Annotated in this window: 24 protein-coding genes and 1 tRNA gene; 14 read left to right on the top strand and 11 right to left on the bottom strand. The window is 70.2% G+C overall.

What is annotated here, in order from left to right; translation table 11 throughout:
- Positions 1–11: 11 nt before the first annotated feature.
- Positions 12–353, bottom strand: coding sequence for a DUF6507 family protein (locus KV396_RS09730; protein ID WP_247955582.1), 342 nt, complete (start codon positions 351–353; stop codon positions 12–14).
- Positions 354–458: 105 nt separating this feature from the next.
- On the opposite strand from KV396_RS09730, the gene KV396_RS09725 reads away from it, so the two are divergent.
- The gene (locus KV396_RS09725) at positions 459–1,106 is read left to right on the top strand and encodes a LysE family translocator (RefSeq protein WP_247632896.1); all 648 of its coding nucleotides are present in this window, start codon (positions 459–461) and stop codon (positions 1,104–1,106) included.
- A 35-nt stretch (positions 1,107–1,141) separates the two neighbouring features.
- Here the strand turns inward: KV396_RS09725 and KV396_RS09720 are convergent, their stop codons facing one another.
- On the bottom strand, positions 1,142–1,768 hold the full coding sequence (locus KV396_RS09720; RefSeq protein WP_247955581.1) for a GyrI-like domain-containing protein: 627 nt from the start codon (positions 1,766–1,768) through the stop codon (positions 1,142–1,144).
- Between the two features lie 14 nt (positions 1,769–1,782).
- Entirely contained in the window at positions 1,783–2,337 is a 555-nt protein-coding gene (locus tag KV396_RS09715) for a TetR/AcrR family transcriptional regulator (protein WP_247632898.1), read from the bottom strand.
- Between the two features lie 88 nt (positions 2,338–2,425).
- Between KV396_RS09715 and KV396_RS09710 the strand changes: the two genes are divergently transcribed.
- Both KV396_RS09710 and KV396_RS09705 read left to right on the top strand, forming a co-directional pair.
- The gene (locus KV396_RS09710; protein ID WP_247955580.1) at positions 2,426–3,454 is read left to right on the top strand and encodes a zinc-dependent alcohol dehydrogenase; all 1,029 of its coding nucleotides are present in this window, start codon (positions 2,426–2,428) and stop codon (positions 3,452–3,454) included.
- Positions 3,454–4,023: a cysteine hydrolase family protein gene (locus KV396_RS09705; RefSeq protein WP_247632900.1), complete on the top strand. Its 570-nt coding sequence runs from the start codon at positions 3,454–3,456 to the stop codon at positions 4,021–4,023. The genes KV396_RS09710 and KV396_RS09705 overlap by 1 nt, the downstream gene beginning before the upstream one ends.
- An 18-nt stretch (positions 4,024–4,041) precedes the next feature.
- Here KV396_RS09705 and KV396_RS09700 read toward each other — a convergent pair whose 3' ends face one another.
- A complete protein-coding gene (locus tag KV396_RS09700; RefSeq protein ID WP_247955579.1) occupies positions 4,042–4,905 on the bottom strand; it encodes an AraC family transcriptional regulator in 864 nt (287 codons plus the stop codon).
- Positions 4,906–5,097: 192 nt separating this feature from the next.
- A tRNA-Ser gene (locus KV396_RS09695) sits at positions 5,098–5,187 on the bottom strand.
- 190 nt (positions 5,188–5,377) lie between these two features.
- On the opposite strand from KV396_RS09695, the gene KV396_RS09690 reads away from it, so the two are divergent.
- A complete protein-coding gene (locus KV396_RS09690) occupies positions 5,378–7,126 on the top strand; it encodes a hypothetical protein (RefSeq protein ID WP_247955578.1) in 1,749 nt (582 codons plus the stop codon).
- Positions 7,123–8,388, top strand: a complete 1,266-nt coding sequence (locus KV396_RS09685; protein ID WP_247955577.1) for an MGH1-like glycoside hydrolase domain-containing protein — start codon at positions 7,123–7,125, stop codon at positions 8,386–8,388. Before KV396_RS09690 ends, KV396_RS09685 begins: the two co-directional genes overlap by 4 nt.
- Positions 8,389–8,410: 22 nt before the next feature.
- On the opposite strand, the gene KV396_RS09680 is transcribed toward KV396_RS09685, so the two are convergent.
- The 3 genes from KV396_RS09680 to KV396_RS09670 all read right to left on the bottom strand — a co-directional run bounded on the left by KV396_RS09680 (position 8,411) and on the right by KV396_RS09670 (position 12,797).
- Positions 8,411–9,415, bottom strand: coding sequence for a LacI family DNA-binding transcriptional regulator (locus KV396_RS09680; RefSeq protein WP_247955576.1), 1,005 nt, complete (start codon positions 9,413–9,415; stop codon positions 8,411–8,413).
- Positions 9,412–10,419, bottom strand: coding sequence for a LacI family DNA-binding transcriptional regulator (locus tag KV396_RS09675; RefSeq protein ID WP_247632905.1), 1,008 nt, complete (start codon positions 10,417–10,419; stop codon positions 9,412–9,414). Before KV396_RS09675 ends, KV396_RS09680 begins: the two co-directional genes overlap by 4 nt.
- Positions 10,420–10,499: 80 nt before the next feature.
- Positions 10,500–12,797 (bottom strand): beta-glucosidase family protein, encoded by a 2,298-nt coding sequence (locus KV396_RS09670; RefSeq protein ID WP_247955575.1) that lies wholly within the window; start codon positions 12,795–12,797, stop codon positions 10,500–10,502.
- Between the two features lie 145 nt (positions 12,798–12,942).
- Between KV396_RS09670 and KV396_RS09665 the strand changes: the two genes are divergently transcribed.
- From KV396_RS09665 to KV396_RS09655, 3 genes are all read left to right on the top strand, one after another.
- Positions 12,943–14,244, top strand: a complete 1,302-nt coding sequence (locus tag KV396_RS09665) for an ABC transporter substrate-binding protein (RefSeq protein ID WP_247632907.1) — start codon at positions 12,943–12,945, stop codon at positions 14,242–14,244.
- Between the two features lie 87 nt (positions 14,245–14,331).
- Positions 14,332–15,213, top strand: a complete 882-nt coding sequence (locus tag KV396_RS09660; protein ID WP_247623443.1) for a carbohydrate ABC transporter permease — start codon at positions 14,332–14,334, stop codon at positions 15,211–15,213.
- A 10-nt stretch (positions 15,214–15,223) separates the two neighbouring features.
- Positions 15,224–16,132: a carbohydrate ABC transporter permease gene (locus KV396_RS09655; RefSeq protein ID WP_247623444.1), complete on the top strand. Its 909-nt coding sequence runs from the start codon at positions 15,224–15,226 to the stop codon at positions 16,130–16,132.
- Positions 16,133–16,541: 409 nt separating this feature from the next.
- Here the strand turns inward: KV396_RS09655 and KV396_RS09650 are convergent, their stop codons facing one another.
- Positions 16,542–16,910 (bottom strand): VOC family protein, encoded by a 369-nt coding sequence (locus KV396_RS09650; RefSeq protein WP_247623445.1) that lies wholly within the window; start codon positions 16,908–16,910, stop codon positions 16,542–16,544.
- A gap of 62 nt (positions 16,911–16,972) precedes the next feature.
- Here KV396_RS09650 and KV396_RS09645 point away from each other — a divergent pair, with 62 nt between their 5' ends.
- Positions 16,973–17,422 carry a MarR family winged helix-turn-helix transcriptional regulator gene (locus tag KV396_RS09645; protein WP_247955574.1) on the top strand — a complete coding sequence of 150 codons (450 nt, stop codon included), beginning with the start codon at positions 16,973–16,975 and terminating at the stop codon, positions 17,420–17,422.
- Between the two features lie 66 nt (positions 17,423–17,488).
- On the opposite strand, the gene KV396_RS09640 is transcribed toward KV396_RS09645, so the two are convergent.
- The gene (locus KV396_RS09640; RefSeq protein WP_247955573.1) at positions 17,489–18,319 is read right to left on the bottom strand and encodes an NAD-dependent epimerase/dehydratase family protein; all 831 of its coding nucleotides are present in this window, start codon (positions 18,317–18,319) and stop codon (positions 17,489–17,491) included.
- A gap of 145 nt (positions 18,320–18,464) precedes the next feature.
- Between KV396_RS09640 and KV396_RS09635 the strand changes: the two genes are divergently transcribed.
- The 5 genes from KV396_RS09635 to KV396_RS09615 are packed head-to-tail and all read left to right on the top strand — an operon-like array spanning position 18,465 to position 26,303.
- Positions 18,465–21,101, top strand: a complete 2,637-nt coding sequence (locus KV396_RS09635; protein ID WP_247955572.1) for an alpha-L-rhamnosidase — start codon at positions 18,465–18,467, stop codon at positions 21,099–21,101.
- The gene (locus tag KV396_RS09630) at positions 21,098–21,787 is read left to right on the top strand and encodes an aspartate/glutamate racemase family protein (protein ID WP_247955571.1); all 690 of its coding nucleotides are present in this window, start codon (positions 21,098–21,100) and stop codon (positions 21,785–21,787) included. The genes KV396_RS09635 and KV396_RS09630 overlap by 4 nt, the downstream gene beginning before the upstream one ends.
- Positions 21,784–23,766, top strand: coding sequence for a glycoside hydrolase family 127 protein (locus KV396_RS09625; protein ID WP_247955570.1), 1,983 nt, complete (start codon positions 21,784–21,786; stop codon positions 23,764–23,766). Before KV396_RS09630 ends, KV396_RS09625 begins: the two co-directional genes overlap by 4 nt.
- 4 nt (positions 23,767–23,770) lie before the next feature.
- Positions 23,771–25,039, top strand: coding sequence for a RuBisCO large subunit C-terminal-like domain-containing protein (locus tag KV396_RS09620; RefSeq protein ID WP_247955569.1), 1,269 nt, complete (start codon positions 23,771–23,773; stop codon positions 25,037–25,039).
- A complete protein-coding gene (locus KV396_RS09615) occupies positions 25,032–26,303 on the top strand; it encodes a four-carbon acid sugar kinase family protein (RefSeq protein WP_247955568.1) in 1,272 nt (423 codons plus the stop codon). Before KV396_RS09620 ends, KV396_RS09615 begins: the two co-directional genes overlap by 8 nt.
- On the opposite strand, the gene KV396_RS09610 is transcribed toward KV396_RS09615, so the two are convergent.
- A complete protein-coding gene (locus tag KV396_RS09610) occupies positions 26,300–26,767 on the bottom strand; it encodes a hypothetical protein (protein ID WP_247955567.1) in 468 nt (155 codons plus the stop codon). The genes KV396_RS09615 and KV396_RS09610 overlap by 4 nt on opposite strands.
- Between the last annotated feature and the right edge of the window lies 1 nt (position 26,768).

Here is a 26,768-nt window from a genome sequence, read left to right as displayed (position 1 = left end):
CACGAATGCGCTCATTTGCTGTCCGCCGACTCGAAGAGTTCCGGATGGCTGCCCCGCCATTCGCGCGCCATCGCCTCGTCACCCGCAACGATGGCGAGAGTCCCCTCGATAACAGACGCCGCCGCCGACGTAACGGCATCGATCAGCATCCCGGGCACCAGCGAGCGCGTCTCGAGGAACTCATCCCACGCATTCGCGATCTCCGCCCGGCCGCTCGCCATGAGGTCTGCCCGTCGTTCCGAAAGCGTCTGCGCCGTCTTGACGTCTGAGCCCAGCGGCTCTCCCGCGACGTCGACACCCTGCAGCACGACCGATACCTGCTCGGGCGATACCGACCACCCATCATCAACCATTCGAACCTCCGATCTCGAAGGCGAGATTACGACAGATCGACCCCAGATGAAGACATATAAACCGCATCTGTGGAGAGCATATTGATATGCCTTTAGGATCGGCTCATGTTCGCTCCCGAGACGCTGCTCGCGTTCGTCGTCGCCGCGTTCGTGATGGTCGTGATCCCCGGGCCGACGGTGCTCTTCACCATCGGTCGATCGATCGCTCTGGGCCGGGTCGGCGGGTTCCTCAGCATCCTCGGCACCGCCGTCGGATCGATCGTGCTGGTGCTCGCCGTGGCCCTCGGCGTCGGTACGGTGATCGCGCAGTCCGTGATCCTGTTCACGATCGTGAAGGTGCTCGGCGCCGGCTACCTCGTGTTCCTCGGCATCCAGGCGATCCGGCACCGGCACGATGCCGCCGCAGCCGCGACCGCACCAGCCACGCGCAAGTCCGGCACCCGGCTGCTCTTCGAAGGCTTCACCGTGGGGCTCACCAACCCGAAGTCGATCGCGTTCTTCCTCGCGATCCTCCCCCAGTTCGTCGACCTGCACGCGGGCTCCGTGCCGCTGCAGCTCTTCGTGCTCGGCGTCATCGTCGTCGCGATCGGCGTCAGCTGCGACGCGATCTGGGTGCTGCTCGCGAGCGCGGCGCGCGACTGGTTCGGCCGCTCACCGCGCCGCCTCTCGACAATGTCGGCCACGGGCGGCGGCATGATGATCGGGCTCGGCGCCTTCCTGCTGCTGTGGAGCGAGAAGCCCGCGACGGCGTGAGCGCGGGCGGTGGCCCTTCGTCTCGCTTCGCTCGCTCAGGGACCGGCGGGAGCGACCGGCTGCCGCAGGATCGTGCGGAGTTTGGCCGGCTCGACCCGGCGCGCGTCGCTGAGATAGATCTCGTGGTGGATGCCGCGCATCTCCAACCCGTTCCCGGGGATGAAGCGGTGGTGCAGATCCTCGAGCACGGGCGCCTCGTCGTCGTACGACCCCACGTGCAGCGTCTGCACGCACAGCCCCTCGTCGAAGGTCTCGAGCCGCACCGCCGACAGGCTCGGCGAGGCATCCTTCTTCGCCGCGGCCTTGTCGCGCGCCGCCTCGACCATCTCGGCGCTGACATGGTCGGGAACCATGATCATCATCGTCCACAGCCACGTCGACTTGTCGCGGCGCGAGGTGAACGACGCCATGTCCTCGGCATGCCAGAGGCCCTCCAACGGCATGACGACGGTGTCGACGCCGAGCTGCGCGCGGCTCGCGAACTTGACCCCGTAGGCGATCGGATACAGCGCGGCGAGGGCATCCGCGTAGGCCTGCGACACGTTCGGATCACCCGCACCGTCGATCATCAGGTACTGCATCGGCGGCACGTCGACGAGCCGGAACACCCCGCGCTTCGCCTGGTAGGCGTCGAGCGTCTTCTTCAGATCGGTGGCCGGCATCGCGAGTCCTTCCGTCATCCGCGGGTGAGCAGGTCGCCGAGGTCCCGCACGCGGCGTAGCGCCTCGGCATCGCGGGAGACGATCGCCGCGACCATCGCCCCGAGCAGCGCATCCGCGACGAGCTCGTGCCCCTCACGCCCCGCCGCCGCGAACGAACGCTCGATCGCACTCCGCAGCGGAGCGAGGAAGTGGTCGACCATGCGCTGCCGCGCCGATTCATCGGATGCCGAGGCCACGAGCAGCGCCCGGAACAGTGCGGCGTCGGCATCCGCTTCGATCGAGGCGATCGAGCTCTGCAGCCAGAGGTCGATGTCGGCGCGGAGGTCGCCGGTCGCGGCGACGACGACCAGTTCGACCGGCAGCACGTCGTCGAGCACGCAGTCGGCGACGAGCGCCTGCTTCGTCGGCCAGCGGCGGTAGAGCGTCTGGCGCGGCACGCCGGCTGCGGCGGCGATGTCGCTCATCGCGACGCCCTCGTAGCCGCGGGCGAGGAGGAGCTCGCGGGTGGCGCGGAGCGCGGCCACGCGGGTGCGCTGATCCGGGGGCCGCCCGATCCGAGATTCCGCCATGAGTCGAGAGTACCGAAGGTGTTCCGCTACTTATGTGACATGTGTAACATAAGTGCCGCGTGAACTTCCGACCCGAATGGAGCCCCCGATGAGATCAGTACTGGTGACCGGCCCCGGCGAGACGACCGTCGTCGACGTCGACGCCCCCACCGCCGGCCCGCGCGACGTGCTCGTGCGCGTGCGCGCCTGCGGCATCTGCGGCTCCGACCACATGTACACGACCTATGGCGGCATCCCTCCGCGCCAGGGCGCGACGCCGCTCGGGCACGAACCGGCAGGCGAGGTCGTCGAGGTCGGCGCCGAGGTCGAGGGCGTCACCGTCGGCGACCACGTCGTCATCAACGTCATGGCCACCGTCGACGGCCTGCTCGGCTCCGGCGGCGCGCAGGGCGCGCTCAGCGAGTACGTGGTGCTGCTCGATGCGAAGCCGGGTGAGCAGTTCCGGGTCGTCCCGCCGCACGTGCCGTTCAGCGTGGCCGCGCTCAACGAACCGATGGCGGTCGCCCGCCACGCGGTCAACCGGCTCGACCCCGCGCCGGAGCACCGGGTCGCGATCTTCGGCGCGGGCCCGATCGGCCTCGGGGCCCTGCTCAGCCTCAAGCGTCGCGGCGTCGCGCACGTCGTCGTGATCGACATCGTGCCGAACCGCCTCGAGAAGGCGCTGGCGCTCGGAGCGGATGCCGTCATCGACTCCCGCACCGAAGACGTGGCCGCGCGGCTGATCGAGCTGCACGGCCGGTCGACGGGCATCGGATTGCGCGGCGAGCGATCCTCCACCGAGGGATACATCGACGCCGCGGGTGCGCCGCACGTGATCCGGACGGTGCTCGGTGTCGCCGGCAAGCGCGCCGTGCTCAGCGTGGTCGCCGTGCACAAGGCTCCGGTCGAGATCGACCTCGGCGGGCTCCTGACCACCGAGCTCGACATCCGTCTGTCGATGGGATACCCCACCGAGATCTTCGAGGTGACCGACGACATCATCGACAACTGGCAGAAGTACGCGCAGATCATCAGCGACGAGATCCCCTTCGACCGCGTGCAGGACGCGCTCGCCCTCGCCGCAACGCCCGGACAGGCCGAGAAGGTCGTCGTCACCTTCGGCGGAGAGAACGACTGATGCCACTCGCACCCCTCGACGAGAACGTCGCGCTGATCGTCGTCGACCTCCAGGTCGCCACCGCGCCCCGCATGGAGCAGGACACCCTCGAGCGGGTCGTCGCGAACACGAACACGCTCGCCGCCGCGTTCCGGGCATCCGGCCAGCCGGTGGTCATCGCCACGGTCAGCGGGTCGCTGCCCGGGCGCACCGAGATGGTCAAGGCGCACGGGGTCTCGACGGTGCCCGCCGGTGGCGACGAGCTCCTCCCCTCCCTGGCGAAGGATGCCGCCGACATCCGCATCCGTCGCGCACCGTGGAGCGCCTTCGCCGACTCCGATCTGCACGACCAGCTCTCCCGCCGCGGGGTGACGCAGGTGGTCGTGACCGGCGTCGCCACCAGCATCGGTGTGGAATCGACCGCGCGAGACGCCTATGCGCTCGGCTACTCGGTGGCGCTCCCGGCGGATGCCGTCATGGATTTCCGCCCGGACGTCGGTGCAGCGCACCTCGCGCAGATCGTTCCCCTGCTGGCCGAGGTCACGACGACCGAGGAGTTGATTGCCGCGCTGGGCGCATTGGGTCACTGACGCGCGTCGCCGACCCGGTCACGCCTCTTCGATCGGCAACCAGAGCTCGCACGACGCGTGCGCACCGGTGAACTCCAGGTACCGCACGATCGAGGGCCCGGGCCGCAGCCGCCACGGGTTGGAGGGGAACCATTCGGTCGCCGTCGCCGCCCAGAGGTTCTGCAGCGTCTCGGGGAACGGCCCGTCGGCCGCGAAAACCGCCCAGGAGCCGGCGGGCAGCGGCATCGCATCGAGGTCGGCGGGCACGGGCGACGACTTCTTCCGGGCCACGCCGTGCAGATAGGTGAGGGGGCTGCCTTCGGGTGCGTCGGGCTCGACGTCGGCGGTGACGGCCAGGATGCCGGTGGGCTCGGCATCCGACAGCGCCTTGAGGCGCGCGTGCTCTTCGGGAGCGATCGCGGCGATGTGCTCCTGGATGCTCGGGTTGACCCCGCGGTGGATCAGCGGGACGTCGACCGCGTGCCCGACGAGGACGATCGCAGGGTGATGGGTGATGGTGACGTGCATGGGAGTTCTCCCTTCAACGCTCAGGCGGAACCGGAGCGTGGGTTGTGTGCGAAGAGGTCCGCCGTCACGGCGCGCATCGGCAGGTCCGATCCCGTGCACGGCTCGGAAAGCTCGGCCGAAGGCTTCGACCGAGCCGTATCCGTGCCGCACGGCGACATCGAGAAGATCGGATGCCCCGGCGACGAGTTCCGCGCCTGCCCGAGTCATGCGGCGACGTCGCACGTACTCCGACAGCGGCATGCCCGCCAGCGTCGAGAACATCCGGCGCAGGTGGTACCCCGTGGTGCCGCGCACGCGAGCGAATCCGGCGACATCGAGATCATCGACGTCGGTGCTCTCGACCAGGTCGACCAGAGCGTTCAGGGTGCCGATCATGCGTTCCTCCTCTGTGGATGCCCCCAGCATCCCGCGCGTCCGGCTCCCCTCACCCGATCAGTCCGGACGGATTCGATCGGGTCGCACCCACGATCCATACCAAAGGATCGGCCCGTACCCTTTGGTATGGATCGGCGGCACGACTCCACCGGAGAGCGCGAAAAAGCCCCCGATCACTCGGGGGCTTCAGTGCGGAGACGAGGGGATTTGAACCCCTGGACCCCTTAAAGAGGTCTCCACCTTAGCAGGGTGGTGCACTAGGCCGGACTATGCGACGTCTCCAGGCATCCTCGCCCGAAAGCTCGGATGCACCTAGCCATCGTAACGGATTCCGCGGCATCCCACGAACCGGGACCGAACCCGGTCCGATCCCCGCCGGATTCCCCCGCTCGCCTTGCCCGACACCCGGCGCGTACGGCAGGATTGAAACGTACCAATCCGGGCTACGGCCCACCCCGTGCAAGGACGCATCATGACGTGGAACCGCCCCGAACGCGACGAGCGCACCCTCGGGGACTGGACGATCGAGCGCCGCGACGATGAGCTCGCCGACCTGCAGTGGCGCGGGCATCGGGTGCTCCGCAGCATCCGCGCCGTGGTGCGCGACAGCGATTGGAACACCCTGCCCCTGACCGTCGGCGAGATCTCCGGGCACGGCACGGGTATCGAGATCGCCGTGCGCACGACGGAGCCCGCGTTCGAGGGCGTGCTCCGCGCCACGGCAGACGCCGCGGAACTCGCCATCACCCTCGACCTGCGGGCGATGCGAGACGTCGACACCAACCGCACCGGACTCGTCGTGCTGCACCCACCGCAGGTCGCGGGAGCGCCCCTGCAGGTCGGCCACTCCGACGGCACGACCGAGCAGACCGCGTTCCCCGAGCGCATCAGCGCGCATCAGCCGGTCTTCGACATCACGTCCCTCGGCTGGACGCACGACGGAGCGCGGGTCGACCTCGCCTTCGACGGCGACGTGTTCGAGATGGAAGACCAGCGCAACTGGACGGATGCCTCGTTCAAGACCTACAACCGGCCGCTCTCGCTCCCCTTCCCCTACCGCGTCATCGAGGGCGAGCACGTCGTGCAGACCCTCCGGATCCAGGTACAGGAAACTGCGCATACCGAGATCCGCGCCGCTTCCGACACGATCCGCCTCACCCCTGCCGGCCCCTTCCCGTCGGTCGGGGTCGCCGCGGCATCCGCTCCCGACCCCGCCCCGACCGTCGACCCGATCGGCGCGACCCTGCTCGTCGAGCTCGACCTCGCGAGTCGCGACTGGCGGGCGGCCATCGCCCGGGCCTCCACCTCCGGTCTCCCCCTCGACGTGCGCTTCGTGATCGACCCGGCGGCGCCCGAGAAGATATCGGATGCCGTCGCCGCCCTCGCGGGTATCGACCTCGTGCGCGCCACGGCCTTCCACCAGGTCAGCGATGCCCGGCACGTCTCGGACGGCGAGGCGATCGACCTGCTGCGCGCCGCCCTCGCCGCGCACGGCCGCACACCCGCGGTGATCGGCGGCAGCCGCTCGCACTTCACCGAGCTCAACCGCGAACTCCACCGCCTGCCCGACGACCTCGACGGGATCGCGGTCACGGTCACCCCGCTGTTCCACTCGGCCGACACCGATCAGATCGTCGAGTCGGTCGCGATGCAGCGCCTCGTCGCCGAGGAGACCGTCGCGCGCGCGGCCGGGCGCCCCGTGCACATCGGCCCGGTCTCCCTCCGCCCGCGCTTCAACGACGTGGCCGCCTCGCTGCAGCCGCTCTCGCCGCACGACGACCTGCGCGACGGCTACGGCCCGGAGTTCACGGGAACCGACGATGACCGCCAGCAGGCGCCCGAACTCGCCGCCTGGACGATCGCGAGCGCCGCGGCCCTCGCCGTGCCCGGGGTCGCCTCGCTCGTGTGGTTCGAGGAGTGGGGACCGCGCGGCATTCGCTCGGCCGACGGAGAGGACTTCCCCGTCGCGTCCGCCCTGCACGCGCTCGCCGCCCTCGCGGCGCGCGACGGCGCGACGCTGCTCACCGGACCCAGCCCCGACGGACTGACCTGGGCGATCGGCGCCCGCACCTACGCCGGCGACGACATCCTCGTGGCCAACATCGCCGACGAGCCGCGCTCCCTGCACATCTCGACCGACAGCGGCGAAGCAGCCGTCGCGCTCGCCCCTTCCGCCTTCACCCGCATCTCCCTCCCCCGAACCGAGGACCCGCACGCATGATCGACACCTGGAAGTCCGACCTCCGCACCTACGTCACCGAGCACGCGACGCAGATGACCCGCGAGCCCTCCGGCGTGCTCGCCCACCCGTACACGGTGCCCAGCTCGCCCGACTCCCCCTACTACTCGAACGCGCTGTGGGACTGGGACTCCTGGTTCATCAGCGTCGTGCTCGGCCAGGTCGAGCTCGAGACCGGCGAGGCGGGGCGCTTCGGCGTCTACGAGGAGGGCACGATCCGCAACTTCCTCGACCACACCGACGCCGACGGCGTGATGCCCCTGCTGCTCAAGCCCGAGGGTCCGCTGCTGCACGGCGACCCCTCGCGCGCCGCGGGGTTCTCGCAGAACATGCACAAGCCGATCATCGCCCAGCAGGCCGCACTGCTCAGCCGCCGCCGGGGCAGCGCCGAGTGGATCAGTGACGGCATCCCGGTGATCCAGTCGTTCCTCGAGCGCTACCTCGAGAGCCACATCCACGCCGAGACGGGCCTGGCCTACTGGCAGACCGACTTCGCGATCGGCGTCGACAACGACCCCTCGGTCTACTACCGCCCCGACCGCAGCACGGCCTCGATCTACCTCAACTCGCTGCTCTACCGCGAGCTGCTCGCGTTCGGGTCGCTGCTCGAAGACCTCGACCGGCTGCCCGAGGCGAACCGCTGGCGCGGACGCGCACAGGACCTCGCCGATGCGATCAACACGCACCTGTGGGACGAGCGCGACGGCACCTACTACAGCGCCGACCTGGCCTTCCGCGAGATCGACGGCGACGACTGGCTGCACAGCGGCGCTCCGCGATCGTGGTCGGCACTGCTGCTGCGGGTCGACAACTGGTCGAGCTTCCTGCCGCTGTGGGCGGGGTTCGCGTCGCAGGAGCAGGCCGAGCGGATGCGCGAACGCCTGCAGGACACGCGCACGTTCCGGGCGAACTTCGGGGTGCGCACCCTGTCGCGCCTCGAGAAGCCCTACAACCTGCGTGCGTCGAACAACCCCTCCAACTGGCTCGGACCGGTGTGGGGCATCAGCAACTACCTGGTCTTCCGGGGCCTCGAGAAGTACGGCTTCACCGACGACGCCCGCGAGCTCGCGGAGCAGACCGTCGAGCTGTTCGGTCGAGACCTCGCCACGACAGGATGCCTGCACGAGTTCTACAACCCCGACAACGGGGAGGCGATCATGACGCGTAACTTCCAGAACTGGAACTTCCTCGTGCTCAACCTCATCGCGTACCTCGACGGACGCCCGGTCGTCGCGGAGTTCTGAGTCCGCGCGGGCGGGCCAAGGCTCAGGCCGTCGAGGCGCGCGCGACGAGCTCGGGCTGGAACACGATGTGCTCGGGCGCCCGGCCCGGGTCGTCGGCGCTCTCGAGCAGCAGGCGCATCGCCGTCTCGCCCATGAGGTTGCTCGGTTGCCGCACCGACGAGAGGGGCACGGCCGCAGCCGCCGCGAAGTCGATGTCGTCGAAGCCGATCAGGGCGACGTCCTGGGGCACGCGGATGCCGTTCGTCAGCAGTCCCTGCAGCACCCCGAGCGCCACGAGGTCGTTGGCGCAGAAGATCGCGTCCGGGCGTTCCGACGCCGCGAGCGTGGCGACCTGATCGCCCGCGAGACGACCGGCGTCGACCGTCGACGCCGCCGAGGGAAGCGTGTCGAGCACGGCGCCGCGCACCTCCGCGATCGCGCGGCGTGCACCGCCGAGGCGGTCTTCCACCTGACGCATGTCGAGGGGGCCGCCGGCGAAGAGGATGCGGCGACGCCCGGTGTCGAGCAGGTGGCGAGCCGCGAGGTACCCGCCGGTCTCGTCGTCGACCGAGACGCTGCTGAACGAGTCGTCGGCGCCGCGCCGGTCGACGAGCACGGCGGGGATGCCCCGGTCGCGCATCCGGCGCAGGCGCGGTCCCGCCTCCTGATAGGGCGAGAGCAGGATGCCGCGCACGCGCTGCTGCTCGAAGAGGTCGATGTGCCGGGCCTCCTGCGCGACGTCCTCGTCACTGTTGGCGAGCACGACCGAGAGCCCGTGTCGGGCGGCTTCGCGCTCGGCGCCGCGGGCGAGCTCGGTGAAGAACGGGTTGCGCACGTCGAGCACCACCAGGCCGACCATCAGACTGTGCCCCGCGCGCAGTTGACGGGCGGCGTCGTTGCGCACGTACCCGAGCTCGGCGATCGCCTCGTGCACGCGCCGGACGGAGTCCTCTTTGACGCGGTCGACGTGGTTGAGCACGTTCGAGACGGTGCCCACCGACACCCCGGCGCGGTCGGCGACGTCGCGGATGCTCGCGGCCACGGTCATGCCCTCCCGGTGCTCGCGCGCACCACGAGCTGGGGTTCGAACATCCGATGCGGCGCGGCGATCGCGTTGCCGCCGATCGCGTCGAAGAGCAGGTCGACCACGGCGATGCCGAAGCCGTCGTGGCGGCCCATGACGCTCGTGAGCGGGATGAGCGAGGCTTCCGCGAACTCGATGTCGTCGTAGCCGACGATCGCGGTCTGCCGCGGAACCTCGACCCCGCCGGCGACGAGCGCGTTCATGATGCCGAGGGCGAGCAGGTCGTTCGCGGCGAAGATGCCGTCGGGCATCATGTCCGCCGGGCGCGAGAGCAGCGCCGCCCCGATCCGCTTGCCGCCGCGCACCGTGCGATCGGGCTCGTCCATCACCTCGAGCGTCGCCGCCCCGAACTCGCGCACGACCTCTCCCGCACCGGCCAGACGCCCCGAGACCTGCGGGATGTCGAGCGGGCCACCGACGAACAGCAGGCGACGGCATCCGACCTCGATCAGGTGCTGCATCGCCTGGCGCCCGCCCGAGACCTCGTCGAGCGAGACGGAGGGCTGCTCGTCGGACTGCCCGCGCTGGCCGACCAGCACCGAGGGCGTGCCGCGACGGCGCACCTGCGCGAGGCGGTCTTCGACGGGCAGGTGCGACGACATGAGCAGTCCCTGCACGCGGTACTGCTCGAAGAGCTGGATGTAGTCGTTCTCGCGGTCGCGGCTTCGGTGGGAGTTGGCGAGGAACACGGTGAAGCCGAGCTCGCTGGCGCGCAGCTCGACGCTCTCGGCGATCTCGGCGAAGTACGGGTTGCTCACGTCGGGCGCGATGTAGCCGATCGCGCTGCTCACCCCGAGGCGCAACTGCCGACCGGCGTTGCTGGGCACGAACCCGAGCGAGTCGATCGCGGCGCGGATGCGCTCGGCCTTGTCGGCCGAGACGCGGTCGGGGTGGTTGAGGTAGTTCGACACGGTACCCACGGCCACACCCGCGAGCACCGCCACGTCACGGATTCCGACTCGGGCCATGCGCGGCCTCCTTCGGCTCGGTGATCGATCAGTCACTTTACCGGCTCCTCTGCGACGCACCCGGAGCGGCACACGCACGCTCAGCCACGGCGTTCCCAGACCGGTTCGTCGGCGATCACGTCGACGCGCTGCACGTCTCCGATCAGGTCGATCTCGATGGCCTGCCCCTCGTCCGCGGCATCCGCGGCCACCCTTAGCACGATGCGACCGGGTTCGACGATGCGATGCCCCGCGACACCGGTGAAGGCGAAGGCGGCAGCGGGGATGCTCACCCGCCACGTCTGCGCCTCCCCCGAGGCCAACGGCACCTTGCGGAACGCGACGAGCTGGCGGAGAGGACGCACGACCTGCGCCGCCGGGTCGCTCGCGTAGACCTGCAGCACGTCGGCTCCCTCGCGGTCGCCCGCGTTGCGCACCGTGACCTCGGCCTCGACGACGCCGTCGACGGCGACCCGGGTCTCTGCGACGCTCAGTCCCTCCCGCACGAAGGTCGTGTACCCGAGGCCGTGGCCGAACGGATGCCGCGGCGTCGGGTCGGCCGAGCTGACACCCGTGAGCGATCCGAGCTTCGGGGCGAGGTAGCTGCCCGGCTGCGGGGTGCCCGGCCGGGGCATCTGCACGGGGAGACGTCCCGAGGGCGAGGTGACCCCGAGGAGAGCATCCACGATGGCCGGCCCGCCCTCCTGCCCGGGGAAGAAAGCCTGCACGACGGCCGCGCATCGGTCGGCGGCGGCGCCGAGCGCGTAGGGGCGACCGGTCAGCAGCACGAGCACGACCGGGCGACCGGTCTCGACGAGCGCGTGGAGCAGCTGCTCCTGCACCCCGGGCAGACTCAGGTCCTCGCGGTCGCAGCCCTCGCCCGACGTGCCGCGTCCGAACATCCCGGAGTCGTCGCCCATCACCGCCACGACCACGTCCGCGGCGGTCGCGGCCGCGACCGCCGCGTCGATCCCGGAGACGTCGTCGTCCATGACGGCGCAGCCCTCGACGACATCGACCTCACCCGGCCAGCGCCCGCGCAGCGCCTCGGCGACCGTGGGCGCGGCGATCAGCGGATCGACCTCGGGATGCCGCGGCAGCACGTGCTTCACGAAGGAGTAGCACCCGAACACCGCCCCGAAGCGGTCGGCATTCGGACCGACGACGGCGAGCCGTGGGGTGCGCCCTGCATCGAGCGGCAGAACACCGTCGTTCTGGAGCAGCACGATCGAGGCATCCGCCATCTCGCGCGCGAGCGCACGATTGGCCGCGGAGTCGAGGTCGACGGTCGGATCACCCTCGGGTTCGGCCGCCCCCAGCAACCCCAGATCGAGCTTCTGCCGCAGCACGCGGCGCAGGGCGCGGTCGATGAGCGACTCGTCGATCCGCCCGCTCTCGACCGCGGCGACGAGCGGGGCGAGGTAGTCGGAGCCGGTGGGGAGTTCGACGTCGATGCCGGCCGAGAGCGCGAGCACCGCCGCGTCTTCGCCATCGGCGGCGACCCCGTGCATCGTCTCGAGGAACCGCACGGCGAAGTAGTCGGCGACCACGGTGCCGTCGAAGCCCCAGCGGTCGCGCAGAGTGCCGGTGAGCAGGTCGGCGGATCCCGCGGCCGGAACCCCGTCGACGTCGTTGTAGGCGTTCATGACCGAGCGTGCCCCCGCGCGGATCGCCCGCTCGAACGGCGGCAGGTGGACATCGGCGAGCTCGCGCGGACCGACCGAGACCGGTGCGTGATTGCGGCCGGCGCGCGACCCGGAGTATCCGGCGAAGTGCTTGAGGGTTGCGACCACCCCCGCCGACTCGAGGCCGCGCACGTAGGCGCTGCCGACGACGCCGACCGTGAACGGGTCTTCGGCGATGCACTCCTCGACGCGGCCCCAGCGGGCATCGCGCACGACGTCGAGCACGGGGCCGAGTCCCTGATGCACGCCGAGGGCGCGCAGGTCGTCGCCGATCCGCCGGCCGAGGCGTTCGGTGAGCTCCGGGTCGAACGCGGCGCCCCAGGCCAGCGGGGTCGGGTAGGTCGTGGCTCCCCAGGCGAGGACGCCGGTGAGGCACTCCTCGTGCACGAGAGCGCGGATGCCGGTCCGCTCGGCGAGAGCGGCCTGGCGTCGACGCAGCTCGGCCGTGCCCGCCTCGACCGCGATCGGCGTCGTTCCCCAGTGGCGCGTGAGCTGGCCGAGGCCGTGCGCGGCGAACTCGTCGACGTGCATGCCATCGGCGATCAACTGATCCTGCATCGGGGCGGCGTTGTCGTCGCGGCGGGCGCCCGCCCACAGCCCCACGAGCTGGGCCGTCTTCTGCGCGAGCGTCATCTCGGCGATGAGTCGATCGACCGCGTCGTCGACGACCACCTCGTCGTCGATCACGGCTGATTGTGACGTTTCAATGCTCATGGATTCATCCTTGCGCATCCGCCCGACGGCCGCCGAACTTCCTCACCGTGCCTCAGAACAGTTTTCGTTTGACAGGCCACAGATCTCCCCCTAACATCAGTTTTGAAACGTCTCAATAACGAGATATCACTTTCAAGGAGGAAATGTGTTCACAGCAGAACGGCGGCGCCTTCGCAAGCCGCTCCTCAGCGTTGCCGCTCTGGCCAGCGCCGGGGTTCTCGTCCTCTCCGGCTGCGCCGGTGACAGCGGATCGGGTGCGACCACCTTCGAGTTCCTGAAGAACTCCGAGAACACCACCACGCAGCCGGTGCTCGAAGCCCTCGCCGGCGACCAGTGCGCCGCCGAAGAAGAGGCTATGCCCCTCGAGTTCAACTCCGCACCGCAGGCCGATCTCGACGCCCAGGTGCAGCTGCTCGCCACGCAGGACGAACTGCCCCCGATCTTCTCCGCCGGCGGCAACCCCTCCGAGGGGGCGAAGCTCGCCAAGGGCGGCTACCTCGTCGACTTCGACGAGAAGCTCACCGAGCTCGGCGTGCGCGACAAGATCGCCGAAGGCGCCGTCTCGACCATCAAGAAGCTCTACGGCGGCGAGTTCAACTTCCTGCCGTTCCAGTACAACATCGAGGGCATCTGGTACAACAAGCAGATCTTCGAGGAGCAGGGCTGGGACGTCCCCGAGAGCTGGGACGACCTCACCACCATCGCCGCCGAGGCCAAGGCCGCGGGCTACACGCCGTTCACGGCATCCGGCGAGCAGGGCTGGCCCATCACCCGCCTCATCTCGAGCTACCTCTTCCGCTCGGTCGGTGACGACGCGCTCGAGAAGGTCGCGTCCGGCGACGCCAAGCTGACCGACCCCGAGTACGTGGCCGCCGCGCAGGCGATCGCCGACCTCGGCGCCGAAGGCTACTTCGACGCGAACGTCACCTCGCTCGACATCGACAGCTCGTACAACGAGTTCCTGACGGGCAAGGCCGCCATGATCTACATGGGCAGCTGGATCCTCGGCAACATCAACGGAGACGGCAACCAGATCGGCGCCGACAACGTCGGGTTCTTCAACTTCCCGGCCGTCGAGGGCGGCAAGGGCACGCCCGACGCCTACCCGTCGAACGTCGGCCTGCCGGCCACGATGAGCAACGCCGCCTACAACGAGGGCACCGGCGCCTGGCTCGGCTGCATCGCCGAGAACTACGGCAACGAGGCGCTCGAGCAGGGCCAGATCACCGGCTTCATCGCCGACGACGCCGACGTCGAGCTGCCCGCGATCTCGCAGACGATCGCCGACGAGATCTCCACCAGCACCGACAGCGTGCTGTGGTTCGAGGCGCTCTTCAACGCGAAGGCGAGCAACATCTCGTCGACCAACGCCGCGCTGCTCGTGACGGGCCAGCTCACGGCCGAGGAGTTCATGACCCTCGTCCAGGACGCTCTCGACGCCGGTTGATCCGCACCGGCTCCGCGCACTCGTACCCGGAGTGCGCGGAGCCGGTTCTCTCGTCTCACCCCCTCTACACCCGAAAGGCCGCCACGCATGAAGTCCGTCCTCGGCGACCGGAAGACGATCCTGCTGCTGCTCCTGCCGGCACTGGTCATCTATACGCTCATCACCATCGTCCCCGTGCTCTGGTCGTTCGGCCTCACGTTCTTCACCGGCAGCATCCTCGAAGGCTTCGAGTTCAACGGCATCGAGAACTTCCAGCGGCTCTTCTCCGACCAGTACGTCGCCGACGCCTTCTGGTTCACGATCCGCTACGCGCTGCTGACCACCCTGTTCCAGGTCGTGCTCGGCTTCGGGCTCGCGCTGCTCTACCACTTCGTGCTCCGCCGCAGCTCGGTCATCGTCCGCACGCTGGTGTTCTTCCCCGTCGTGCTCCCGACCGTCGCGATCGGCATCCTGTACCAGAAGCTCTTCCAGTCGGCCCCCGGCGACGGCCTCGTCAACGAGCTGCTCGTGAACGTCGGCCTCAGCAACATCGACTGGCTCGGCGACGGCGCGACCGCGTTCGTCGTCATCGTCATCATGGACGTCTGGCGCTCCGCCGGCTTCTACGGCATCCTCGTCTTCTCCGGCCTGCTCGACATCCCCGACGAAATCATCGAATCGGCCCGTCTCGACGGCGCGAAGTCGTTCAGCCTCTTCCGCTACATCGTGCTCCCGATGTCGCTGCCGATCCTCTTCGCCTCGATGATCTTCAGCATCAACGGCACGATCAAGGTCTTCGACTCGGTCTTCGCCCTCACCGGCGGCGGCCCCGGCAACGCGACCACGCCGCTGACGATGTACATGTACCGCACCGCGTTCCAGTACAGCGACTTCGGCTACGGCTCGACCGTCGCCCTCGTGCTCACGATCATGTGTCTGCTGATCACGCTCGTCATCTTCCGCTCGTCGCGTCGCGACAACACCGTCTGAGGACAGCATCATGACCACCACACTCGACACGACGGCCGTTCCCAGCGCGAAGGCGTTCGTTCCGCACCGCCGCGGTCCCGCAGCGATCGCCCTCGGCATCCTGCGAAAGATCCCGACCTGGCTGACCATCGCGGTGCTCGTCATCGTGACGGCCTACCCGCTGTTCTGGATGTTCATCAACTCGCTGAAGTCGAACAACGAGTTCCTCAACAACCCCTCGTACACGCTCCCCGAGAACTGGCGGTGGGACAACTACGCCGTCGCCTGGGAGACCGGCAACCTCGCCACCACAATCACGAACTCGCTGATCGTCACGGTGCCGTCGCTCGTGTTCATCGTGCTGCTCGGCACGGCGGCGGGCTACGCGCTCGAGATCATGGTCTTCAAGGGCCGCGCCTCGGTGCTCCTGCTGTTCCTGGCGGGCATCATGATCCCCGGGCAGATGATCATCCTGCCGCTGTTCAACGCCTTCTCGAAGATGGGCCTCAGTGGCTCGTACCTGCCGATGATCCTCATCTACGTCGCGGGCGGCCTCCCGCTCACGGTGTTCATGATGGCGACGTACTTCCGCGCCATCCCCCGCGAGATCTTCGAGGCCGCGACGATCGACGGCGCCTCGATGCTGCGTTCGTTCTTCGCGATCGGCCTGCCGATGATGAAGAACGCGATCTTCACGGTCGCGATCGTGCAGTTCTTCCTCATCTGGAACGACCTGCTCATCGCCCTCGTCTTCGGCGGCAAGAGGAGCCTCAACACGATCCAGGTCGGGCTCCTCAACTTCTCGGGCGAGTACGGCGCGATCAACTACGGCCCGTTGTTCGCCGCGATCTGCGTGACGGTGTTCGGCATCCTGATCATGTATCTCTTCCTCAACCAGCGCATCATGAAGGGCCTCGCGGCCGGCGCGGTCAAGGGCTGAGACCCGCGACGACGAAGGGGGCGGATGCTGCGGCATCCGCCCCCTTTCGCGTCCCCGTCCGGGTGGTGAGGGGTCACAACACGCCGCGCGCGGCCACGCGTCAGCGGCGTGTCTCGACCCCTCGCGTGCGACGGGGTCACTGAGCCTGTCGAAGCCCCCGCCCGCGCACCAACGGAGGAGAACTCGCGAAAGGGAGGAGCGAATCCGCGAAACGCTCCTCCCCTGGGTGAGATCTCCTCCCGAACGGTGCAGTCCCGAGCTTCGCTCGCTCCGGGCTTGCGCGCGAGGGGTCAAGACACGCCGCGAGCGGATGCCACAACGCGGCGTGTCTTGACCCCTCGCGAGTGGGGCGCTGACGTCGACCAGACAGTGGGTCGCTGAGCCTGTCGAAGCGTCCCCTCCGAGAGCGTCAGGCGCGGTCGTGGAGGGTGACGTGGTAGCCGTCGGGGTCGGCGAAGGTGAAGGTGCGCCCGAACGGTCCGTCGATGGGGGCGGCGACGATCGTGCGCCCATCGGCGACCAGGGCGTCGTGGATGCTCTGCACATCCGTCGCGTGCAGCCAGAGGGCGACGCCGATGCCGGGCTGCGCCGCTGCGGCGAGGTCGGTCCCGGGAACGATGTCGCGCAGCGCGAACGCGATCGGCGTGGTCGTGAAGACGACGGCGTGCGGAGGCCCGGCGGGCGAGCGCACGAGGCCGAGGTACTTCTCGTAGAACGCCTGCGAGGCGTCGAGGTCGCGCGTCTGCAGAGAGATGAAGTCGGGGCCGGTGACGGGCATGGGATGCTCCTTCGATACGTGTCAGTTTTCTGACATGCATTAATCTATGTCAGAATACTGACATGAGTCAAGACGGCATCCACCTGCCGACCTCCCTCGGATACCTGCTGAAGGAGGCCGCAAGCGCCCTGCGATTCGCGATGGAAGAGGCCCTGCGCCCCCTCGACATGACCATCACGCGATACTCCTGCCTCGAACTGCTCGCGCAGCGCCCCGGCCTCTCGAACTCCGACCTCGCCCGCGGCGCCTTCGTCACCCGGCAGTCGATGAACGTGCTGCTGCAGCAGCTCGAACGCGAGGGACTCGTCGTGCGAGCATCCGAAGCCCCGGTCGGCAAGGCGCTCCCCACCGACCTCACGCCCGCCGGGCGCGACCTGCTTGCGCAGGCGACCGCCGCGGTGCGCGCGGTCGAGAAACGGATGCTGTCGGGCATGAGCGCCGACGATCAGCGGGTCGCCTTCGACCTGCTCCAGGGCATGGTGCGGTCGCTGCGCGCGGACACAGGCACGTGAGGGGTCAAGACACGCCGCGACCGTACGCGGACGCGCGGCGTGTCTTGACCCCTCAGCGGGTACGCGTCAGCGCCAGTCGTACAGGGCGCGGAAGCCGAGTTCGTCCTGGATGCGGCGGGTCGACATGAGCGATCCGAACTCGGCGAGATCCTCGGCCACGGGAACGCCGGGGAACCACCGTTCCGCCACCTCGCGCGAGGGCGCCGCATTGCCCGACTCGGGAGCGGCGACGTTGTAGATGCGGAACCCGGGGGTCGCCGCCTCGAGCGCGAGCGCCACGGCTTCGGCTCCGTCGCGCGCATCGACCCACGACCCCAGCAGGTCGCGGCGGTAGTCGGGCTCGGATGCCGCGGCGAAGGTGTCGTAGGCCTCGGGCGCGACGACGTTGGTGAACCGCAGCGCGGTGATCGAGGCATCCGGATGCCATCCGACGAGCTGCGCGGCCATCGCCTCCTCGACGACCTTGCCGAGGCCGTAGGTGTTGAACGCGCGCGTGTAGGTCTCGTCGACCGGGAGCGACGGCGGCGCGACCTCGAAGGGGAAGCCCATGGCCGTGATGCTCGACGCGAGCACGACGGTGCGGATGTCGGCGCGATGCGCGGCGAGCAGCACGTGCGAGGAGACCAGCACGTTGTTCTCGAAGGTCGCGGCATCGGGCACGAGCCCGTTCACCGGGATCGCGGCGAGGTGCACGAGGGCGTCGATGCCCTCATGGCGCGCGGTCACCCCGAGCAGCGCGTCGAGCGTCTGCCCGTAGTCGGTGAGGTCCACGCGCGTGAAGCCCGCCCCGGCGGGGCCGGCGAGGTCGAAGCCGATGACCTCGGCTCCGCCGGCGCGCAGTCGTTCGACCGTCGCGCGACCGAGCGTGCCGCTGCTTCCTGTGACCGCAATGACCATGGGGACCTCCGCGTCCGAGTCTGGCAGGTGATCGACCTCGCCGACCTTCATGCCCTAGTATTGAAACGTCACAATTCTAACGCGATTCGCCACGACAGCGCCTTGTCTGGGTCTCTGAAACGTTTCGAAATCTTGGGAGTGTCCAATGCCGGCCACCGTATCCGCCGTTCGCTTCGAGCACCACCGCGAGCCCCTGGGCATCGGCGAGTCACGCCCGCGCCTGTCGTGGGTGATCGACACCGCTCCCACCGGATGGACGCAGGCCGCCTCCCGCATCGAGATCGACACCGATGGCGCCGTCGACACCTTCGAGATCGACTCCGACGCGCAGGTGCTCGTGCCGTGGCCGGGTCGGGCACTCGACTCGCGCGCCCGGGCATCCGTCCGCGTGCGGGTGCGCGGCACCGACGGCGAATGGAGCGACCCGAGCCCCTGGGCCACGGTCGAGACCGGACTGCTGCACCCCGAGGACTGGACCGCGGGCCCCATCGGCGCGATCTGGAACGAGAACCCGATGCGCGACGACCGCCGGCCCGCGCTCGTCCGCCGCGACTTCACCGTGCGCCCCGACCTCGTGCGCGCCCGCCTCTATGCGTCGGCCCACGGCCTCTACCAGGCCGAGATCAACGGCGAGCGTGTCGGCACCGACGTGCTCTCCCCCGGCTGGACCGTCTACCGCGAGCGCCTGCGCTACTACACCTACGACGTGACAGACCTGCTCGCCGAGGGCGACAACGCGATCGGCGCGTGGCTCGGCGACGGCTGGTACCGCGGGCGTCTCGGCTGGCGCGGCGGCTTCCGCAACGTCTTCGGCGACGATCTCTCCTTCATCGGTCAGCTCGAGCTCACCTACGCCGACGGCACGACCGAGACCGTCGCGACCGACACCCGGTGGCGGTCGGCGCCGAGCCCGATCCTGCACTCGGGAATCTACGACGGCGAGACCTACGACGCCCGCGAGGAGCTGCCGGGGTGGAGCCGCGCGGGGTACGACGACGGCGACTGGCAGCGCGTGCAGCTGCGCCGCCGCGACCCCGCGACGCTCGTGGCGCCGACCGGCCCGCCCGTGCGCGTGACCGAGGAGGTGCACCCGGTCACCGTGCTGCGCACCCCGGCCGGCAAGCGCGTGCTCGACTTCGGGCAGAACCTCGTCGGCGTCGTGCGCCTGCGCGCCACGGCCGCCGCGGGCACGACCGTGACGCTGCGCACCGCCGAGGTGCTGCAGGACGACGAGCTCTACACGCGCCCGCTGCGCGACGCGGTCTCGACCGACGTCTACACGTTCGCCGGGCGCCCCGAGGGCGAGGAGTGGGAACCGCGCTTCACCTATCACGGCTTCCGCTACGTGGAGGTCGACGGCTGGCCCGGCGACATCGATGCGGATGCCGCGGCCGGCGCTCTCGTCGCCCGCGTGCTGCACACCGACATGGAGCGCACGGGCTGGTTCGAATCCTCGAACCCCCAGCTCGACCGCCTGCACGAGAACGTCGTCTGGGGCATGCGCGGAAACTTCGTCGACATCCCCTCCGATTGCCCGCAGCGCGACGAGCGCCTGGGATGGACCGGCGACATCCAGGTGTTCGCGCCGGCAGCATCCTTCCTGTACGACTCCTCCGGCATGCTCGCCGGCTGGCTGCGCGACCTGGAGGCCGAGCAACTGCCCGACGGCACCGTGCCCTGGTACGTGCCCGTCATCCCGGCCGACACCATGTGGACCCCGCAGCGCCCGGGTGCCGCCTGGGGCGATGCCGCGACGATCGTGCCGTGGACCCTGCACCGCCGCTTCGGCGATGAGGGCGTGCTGCGCGCGCAGTTCGACAGCGCCCGCGCGTGGGTCGATCTGCAGGCCGAGATCGCGGGTCCCTCGCGGCTGTGGGACACGGGGTTCCAGCTCGGCGACTGGCTCGACCCTGCTGCTCCCCCGCACGACCCGGCCGACGCCCTCACCGATCGCTACCTCGTCGCCTCGGGCTACTTCGCGTACTCGGCACGGCTGGTCGCCGACATGGCCGCGACGCTGGGCGAGACGACGGATGCCGCGCACTACACCGCCCTCGCCGCCGAGGCGAAGGCGGCGTTCATCGGCGCCTACGTGGGCGACGACGGGCGGATGACCTCCGACGCGCAGACCGCCTACGCTCTCGCCCTCGAGTTCGACCTGCTCCCCGACGAGCTGCGCGCCCCCGCCGCCGCCCGGCTCGCCGCTCTCGTGCGGGCCGGGGGCAACCGCATCGGCACCGGGTTCGTGGGCACGCCGCTCGTGACCGATGCCCTCAGCGCGAACGGTCAGCTCGACGCCGCCTACGACCTTCTCCTCGAGAAGGAGTGCCCGTCGTGGCTGTACCAGGTGGGCATGGGCGCGACGACGGTCTGGGAACGCTGGGACTCGATGCGCCCCGACGGCTCGGTGAACCCCGGGTCGATGACCTCGTTCAACCACTACGCGCTCGGCGCCGTGGTCGACTGGATGCACCGCGTCGTCGCCGGCCTCGCCGCCGATGCGCCGGGTTACCGACGGATCCGCGTCGCCCCGCGCCCCGGCGGTGGGCTCACCTCGGCAGCGGCCCGGCATCGCACCCCGTTCGGCGAGGCCGCGGTCTCGTGGCGGATCGACGCGGGCGTGCTCCACGTCACCGCCGAGCTGCCCGTCGGCACCACCGGCGTGCTCGCCCTCCCGGGGCAGCCCGAGGAAGAGGTCGGGCACGGCACGCACACGCGTTCCGTCACGGTCGACGGAGCGGATGCCGACGCCACCTACTCCGCCGCGGAGGTGACCGCATGACCCGCGTCGCCTTCCTGCACACCGGGGCCGTCGTGATCGCCCCGGTCGTCGACGCCGCCCGCGCGGCCCTGCCCGACGCGACGTTCGTGAACTACCTCGACGACCGGATCGTCGCCGATCTGGGCGACGCGGAGCGCGCGGCATCCGTCGCCGACCGTCTCGCGCACCTCGCCGGCGCCGCGCGCGATGCCGGAGCCGACGTCGTCATGCTCACGTGCTCGTCGATCTCGGGCTACGCGGCTCCCACCGCCGAGCGTGCCGGCATCCCCGTGCTGCGCATCGACGAGGCGATGGCCGATCGGGCCGTCGCCACCGGCGAACGCATCGCCGTGATCGCCACCCTCCCGACCACCCTCGCCCCGACCGTCGCGCTGCTGCGCGAGCGCGCCGCGATCGCCGGCGTCGAGCCGACGATCCTCGACGAGGTCGTCGACGGAGCGTTCGCCGCGGTCTCGGGAGGGGATCGCCCGCAGCACGACGCACTCGTCGCCGCCGCGATCGAACGACTGGCCGCCCACGCCGACGTCGTCGTGCTCGCCCAGGCCTCGATGGCCTCGGCGGCCGAGAGCGCACGGGTCGCCGTGCCGGTGCTCACCAGCATCGCGCCGGGGGTCGCACGACTCGCCGAGCTGCTCGCGAACGACGATCCCGATACCCGCACCGCGACCCCGGAGGACGCCCGATGACCACCGGCACACGACCGCGCACGCTGACTCCGCTCGGCACCGACCACGCTCGCTGGGCGAGCGGTTTCTGGGGCGCCGTGCAGGAGCGCACCCGCGACGTCACCGTTCCGTCGATGTGGGACTCGCTCCGCGATCCCGCCGTGAGCGCGGGGTTGCGCAACTTCCGCATCGCCGCCGGCCTCGAGCAGGGCGAGCACGTCGGACCGCCCTTCATGGACGGCGACTTCTACAAGTGGATGGAAGCCGCGATCGCCCAGCTCGAGGTGCGCTCCGATCCGGCCCTCGCCGAGACGATCGACGAACTGGCGCGACTCATCGCCTCGGTGCAGCGCGCCGACGGGTACCTGCACACGCCCACGCTGATCGCGGCGCTCGGGCCGGTGGCGGCCACAGACCTCGCCGACCGGTTCCACTTCGAGACCTACAACCTCGGCCACCTCATCACGATGTGCGTGCGGCATCACGAGGTCACCGGATCGCCGCTGCTGCTCGACGTCGCCGTGCGCGCCGCCGGGTACCTCGAGGATCTCGCCGAGAACAAGCCGGTCGAGCTCGCCCGCAGCGCGATCTGCCCCTCGCACTACATGGCCGTGATCGAGCTGTACCGCGCGACCGACGACCGCCGCTGGCTCGGGCTCGCCCAGTCGTTCCTGCGCGTGCGCGACGACTTCCAGGGTGGCGATGACAACCAGGATCGCCTCCCCGTGCGCGAGCAGTACGTGGTCGCCGGGCACGCCGTGCGGGCGAACTACCTCTACGCCGGGCTCGCCGACCTCGCCCTCGAGACCGGCGATGCCGACATCGTCGAGGTGCTCACGCGCCTCTGGGACGACGTGATCGACACCAAGCTCTACATCACCGGAGGTTGCGGCGCGCTCTACGACGGCGCCTCGCCCGACGGGCATCCCTGGCAGGAGCAGATCAGCCGCGTGCACCAGGCCTACGGCCGCGCGTATCAGCTGCCCCACACCACCGCGCACGCCGAGTCGTGCGCGAACATCGGCATGATCCTCTGGGCAGAGCGGATGCTGGCGCTCACCGGCGAAGCGCGATTCGCCGATGTGATCGAGCAGATCGCGTTCAACGCGCTGCTCGCCGGGATCAGCCTCGACGGCACCTCGTACTTCTATACGAACCCGCTGCGTCAGGTGCGCGAGCTGCCCTTCGAGCTGCGTCGTGCGGGCGACACGGGCCTGCACCCGGTGCCCGCCCCGCCGAAGTCCGACGAGCGTCTGCGCGAGCGGTACCTCAGCTGCTTCTGCTGTCCGCCGAACACGACCAGGACACTCTCGCGGTGGCACGAGCGTGCGGCGTCCGTCTCGGACGCCGGTCTGCACGTGCACCAGTACGGCGGCAGCGAACTGCGCGCCGTACTCGGCGACGGGCGGATGCTCGCGCTCACCGAACACAGCGACTACCCATGGGATGGACGGATCGTCTTCACCGTCACCGCGGTCGAAGCGGGCGGACTGCCCGTGCACCTGCGCATCCCCGGATGGTCGTCGGATGCCGCGCTCACGGTCGCGGGCGAATCCGTCGCGGCGAGCACCCCCGGAACCTACACGCGGATCGATCGGCCCCTCGCGGTCGGCGACGAGATCGTGCTCGATCTGCCGATGCCGGTGCGGGTGCTGCGCGCCCACCGCCTCGCCGAGGAGGCCGCGAACCAGGTCGCCGTGCAGCGCGGTCCGGTCGTCTACTGCGTCGAGGAGGCCGACCTCCCCGATGACGTTCTGCTCGAACAGGCGGCGCTGCGCCGCGGTGCGACGTTCGGCACCGAACGGATCGAGATCGACGGGCAACGCCTTCTCGCCGTGACCACGACGCTCCAGGCCATTCCCGGCACCTCCGACGACGCCCTCTACGCCGACATCGACGCGGCGCCGCTCGTCGAGATCCCGACCCGGCTCGTGCCGTACTTCGCGTGGGGCAATCGCGGCCCGGGCGAGATGTCGGTCTGGCTCCCGATCGTCTGGTGACCCGATGAGCGACCACATGACCGCGGCCCACGTCACCGCGACATACGTCATCGAGACCTCGCTGCCGCTGCAGCAGGCCGCCGAGACCCTCGCCGGCGAGCAGTCGACCGGCACCTTCGTGAGGGTCGAGCGCGAATCCGACGATCTGCGCGCCCGCTTCGCGGCGCAGGTCGTCGACCTCGAGGAGCTGCCCCTCACCGGCGACAGCGCCCTGCCCGGCACCGTCGGTGACCCGGCGCAGCGGCGGCGCGCACGGATGCGTCTGCGCTTTCCGCTCGACAACTTCGGACCGTCGATCCCGAATCTGCAGGCGGCCGTCGCCGGCAACCTGTTCGAGATCAAGGAGCTCGCGGCCGTCAAGCTGGTCGACCTCGACCTCCCCGCGGCCTTCGGCGAGCGCTACGGCGGCCCTCGCTTCGGACTCGCCGGCACGCGCGAGCGGATGGGACGCCCGGACGGCGCGCTGATCGGCACGATCGTGAAGCCGAGCATCGGTCTCTCGCCGTCGGACCTCGCCGAGGTGGTGGGAGAGCTGGCCGAGGCGGGCGTGGACTTCATCAAGGACGACGAGCTGCAGGGCAACAGCCCCACCGCGCCACTCGCCGAGCGGGTGGCCGCCGTGATGCCGGTGCTGAAGCGCTACGCCGACCGCACCGGGCGCATGCCCATGTACGCGTTCAACATCACCGACGACATCCATCTGCTCGAGCAGAACCACGACCTCGTGGTCGCCGCCGGGGGCACCTGCGTCATGGTGTGCATCAACATGGTGGGCCTCGCTGGCCTCGCGCACGTGCGGCGCTTCACGCAGGTGCCGATCCACGGCCACCGCGCGATGTTCGGCGCGATCAGCCGCTCCCCGCAGGTCGGCTTCTCGTTCCGAGCCTGGCAGAAGCTCGCGCGGCTCAGCGGCGCCGACCATCTGCACACCAACGGTATCTCGAACAAGTTCTACGAGTCCGACGACGAGGTGCTCGCGTCGATCGCCGATGTGCGCACGCCGCTCGACGGGGTGGGCGACACGGTGCCGGTGCTGTCGTCGGGCCAGTGGGGAGGGCTCGCCCATGCGACCCGGCGCGCGGTCGGGTCGTCGGACCTGCTCGTGCTCGCGGGCGGCGGCATCCACGGTCATCCCGACGGCGCCGCGGCCGGCGTCGAGAGCATGCGCGCCGCGTGGGCCTCGGCCGAGCGCGGTGAGACGACCGCGCAGGCGCTGGCGGCATCGCCCGAACTGCGTCGGGCGACCGAGCGTTTCGGGGCGGTCCGTGACTGATTCGCCGCCCGTCGCACCGGCCGTGGGCTACTACGGCGATGACGTCACCGGCAGCGTCGACGTGCTGTTGCAGTTCGCCCGGCACGGGGTGCGCGGATGCCTGTTCATCGGCACGCCCTCGGCCGCGGCTCTCGCGGATGCCGCCGGCTCCCACGAGGTGGTCGGGATCGCCGGCATCGCCCGCTCGCTCTCACCGGATGCGCTCGACGCCGAGGTACGCCCCGCTCTCACGGCCCTGCGCGATCTGTCGCCCCGCATCGTTCAGTACAAGGCGTGCTCGACGGCCGACTCCTCGCCGACCGTCGGGAGCCTCGGCCGGGTGATCGAGATCGGCCGCGAGGTCTTCGGTTCACGAACCGTTCCGGTGCTCTTCGCCCAGCCCGACTTCGGCCGCTACACGGTCTTCGGCCACCACTTCGCGGCCGAGGGCGGCACCGTGCACCGGCTCGACCGTCAACCGACCATGTCTCAGCATCCGTCGACGCCGATGGACGACTCCGACCTCGCGGCGCACCTCTCGCGGCAGACCCCGCTGCCGGTCGACGGTGTGCCGTTCACCCGGTACTCGACGGCGACGTCGCTCGCCGCAGAGATCGACGGCTCCCCCACGGCCGCTCTCGTGCTCGACGCCCTCGACGACGCGCATCTCGCGCTGATCGGCACGGCGTTGGAAGAGCTGAGCGCTGAACGGCATCCGCTCTTCGCGATCGGATCGGGCGGACTCAGCAGGGCGCTCGCGCTCGGGCGTCCGGCATCCGCCCTCGACGACGAGCGCACCGCCGGCGGGCCGGTGCTGGCCGTGTCGGGCAGCCGCTCGCCGCAGACCCGGCGCCAGGTCGCCGCGGCGCAGGCGGCCGGCTGGGCAGTGCGCCCGCTCTCCCCGGATGCCGATGCACAGGCCGAGGTCGTCGCGCTGTTGCGGGCGGGCCGCAGCGTCGCCCTCTCGTCGGAGGATGCCCCGGCGTTCGCCGGTCATCCCGATGTGCTGGCGGCGATCGCCGATGCGGCGACGTCCGTCATCCGCGGGGCTCTCGGCGCCGGGGCGACCCGCCGCCTGATCGTCTGCGGCGGCGACACGTCGAGCCGCGTCGTGCGCTCGCTCGGCATCGCGAGCCTGTCGATCGCCGCGAATCCCGGCGCGAACGTGGTGGTGCTGCGCACCCGCAGCGATGATGCCTCGGTCGACGGCGTCGAAGTGCTCCCCAAGGGCGGGCAGGTCGGCGACGACGGGCTGTTCGAGGCGGTGCGGGGCGGGGCTCGCTAGAGCGCGAGTCGATCGCGTGGCGTGCGCAGTTCCTTCGCGATGATCAGAGATGTCGGCACGTGCCCCGCCGCGAGGACGACAGCGCTGGCGGCGATGAACGGACTGCTCAGCAGCCCACTCGCAGCGAGGTAGACCAGCACGGGGAGCGCGGCCATCGGTACCGGCAGCGCCCACGTTCGCCGATAGAGCGAGTCCGGGGTGCGCTCGACGACGTACCGTGCCCACAGGGCGTAGTACGCGACCAGCGCCAGCCCGCCGGGCACCGACCACCACACGCTCATCGCGCCGGGGAGCGTGACGGCCGGCACGACCAGACACAGCGCTTGGCCGCTGCGCTCCAGCACGGCGAGCACGCCGGGAACTCGCGGTCGGGGGAGCGGCGACCGCGGCGGAAGCACCCACAGCAGAAACGTGGGAGCCAGCACCGCCAGGGAGATACCCAAGCCCCACGGTGAGAATCCCATG

Origin of the sequence: Microbacterium galbinum (assembly GCF_023101185.1) — a bacterium.
In the GTDB taxonomy this organism is placed as follows: domain Bacteria; phylum Actinomycetota; class Actinomycetes; order Actinomycetales; family Microbacteriaceae; genus Microbacterium; species Microbacterium galbinum.
This window is presented reverse-complemented; position numbering and strand designations above follow the sequence as displayed.

What these genes read in the sequence shown, in the direction of transcription:
- KV396_RS09730 (WP_247955582.1), bottom strand. Translation starts at nt 353, where the DNA reads ATGGTTGATGATGGGTGGTCGGTATCGCCCGAGCAGGTATCGGTCGTG.
- KV396_RS09725 (WP_247632896.1), top strand. Translation starts at nt 459, where the DNA reads ATGTTCGCTCCCGAGACGCTGCTCGCGTTCGTCGTCGCCGCGTTCGTG.
- KV396_RS09720 (WP_247955581.1), bottom strand. Translation starts at nt 1,768, where the DNA reads ATGCCGGCCACCGATCTGAAGAAGACGCTCGACGCCTACCAGGCGAAG.
- KV396_RS09715 (WP_247632898.1), bottom strand. Translation starts at nt 2,337, where the DNA reads ATGGCGGAATCTCGGATCGGGCGGCCCCCGGATCAGCGCACCCGCGTG.
- KV396_RS09710 (WP_247955580.1), top strand. Translation starts at nt 2,426, where the DNA reads ATGAGATCAGTACTGGTGACCGGCCCCGGCGAGACGACCGTCGTCGAC.
- KV396_RS09705 (WP_247632900.1), top strand. Translation starts at nt 3,454, where the DNA reads ATGCCACTCGCACCCCTCGACGAGAACGTCGCGCTGATCGTCGTCGAC.
- KV396_RS09700 (WP_247955579.1), bottom strand. Translation starts at nt 4,905, where the DNA reads ATGATCGGCACCCTGAACGCTCTGGTCGACCTGGTCGAGAGCACCGAC.
- KV396_RS09690 (WP_247955578.1), top strand. Translation starts at nt 5,378, where the DNA reads ATGACGTGGAACCGCCCCGAACGCGACGAGCGCACCCTCGGGGACTGG.
- KV396_RS09685 (WP_247955577.1), top strand. Translation starts at nt 7,123, where the DNA reads ATGATCGACACCTGGAAGTCCGACCTCCGCACCTACGTCACCGAGCAC.
- KV396_RS09680 (WP_247955576.1), bottom strand. Translation starts at nt 9,415, where the DNA reads ATGACCGTGGCCGCGAGCATCCGCGACGTCGCCGACCGCGCCGGGGTG.
- KV396_RS09675 (WP_247632905.1), bottom strand. Translation starts at nt 10,419, where the DNA reads ATGGCCCGAGTCGGAATCCGTGACGTGGCGGTGCTCGCGGGTGTGGCC.
- KV396_RS09670 (WP_247955575.1), bottom strand. Translation starts at nt 12,797, where the DNA reads ATGAGCATTGAAACGTCACAATCAGCCGTGATCGACGACGAGGTGGTC.
- KV396_RS09660 (WP_247623443.1), top strand. Translation starts at nt 14,332, where the DNA reads ATGAAGTCCGTCCTCGGCGACCGGAAGACGATCCTGCTGCTGCTCCTG.
- KV396_RS09655 (WP_247623444.1), top strand. Translation starts at nt 15,224, where the DNA reads ATGACCACCACACTCGACACGACGGCCGTTCCCAGCGCGAAGGCGTTC.
- KV396_RS09650 (WP_247623445.1), bottom strand. Translation starts at nt 16,910, where the DNA reads ATGCCCGTCACCGGCCCCGACTTCATCTCTCTGCAGACGCGCGACCTC.
- KV396_RS09645 (WP_247955574.1), top strand. Translation starts at nt 16,973, where the DNA reads ATGAGTCAAGACGGCATCCACCTGCCGACCTCCCTCGGATACCTGCTG.
- KV396_RS09640 (WP_247955573.1), bottom strand. Translation starts at nt 18,319, where the DNA reads ATGGTCATTGCGGTCACAGGAAGCAGCGGCACGCTCGGTCGCGCGACG.
- KV396_RS09635 (WP_247955572.1), top strand. Translation starts at nt 18,465, where the DNA reads ATGCCGGCCACCGTATCCGCCGTTCGCTTCGAGCACCACCGCGAGCCC.
- KV396_RS09630 (WP_247955571.1), top strand. Translation starts at nt 21,098, where the DNA reads ATGACCCGCGTCGCCTTCCTGCACACCGGGGCCGTCGTGATCGCCCCG.
- KV396_RS09625 (WP_247955570.1), top strand. Translation starts at nt 21,784, where the DNA reads ATGACCACCGGCACACGACCGCGCACGCTGACTCCGCTCGGCACCGAC.
- KV396_RS09620 (WP_247955569.1), top strand. Translation starts at nt 23,771, where the DNA reads ATGAGCGACCACATGACCGCGGCCCACGTCACCGCGACATACGTCATC.
- KV396_RS09610 (WP_247955567.1), bottom strand. Translation starts at nt 26,767, where the DNA reads ATGGGATTCTCACCGTGGGGCTTGGGTATCTCCCTGGCGGTGCTGGCT.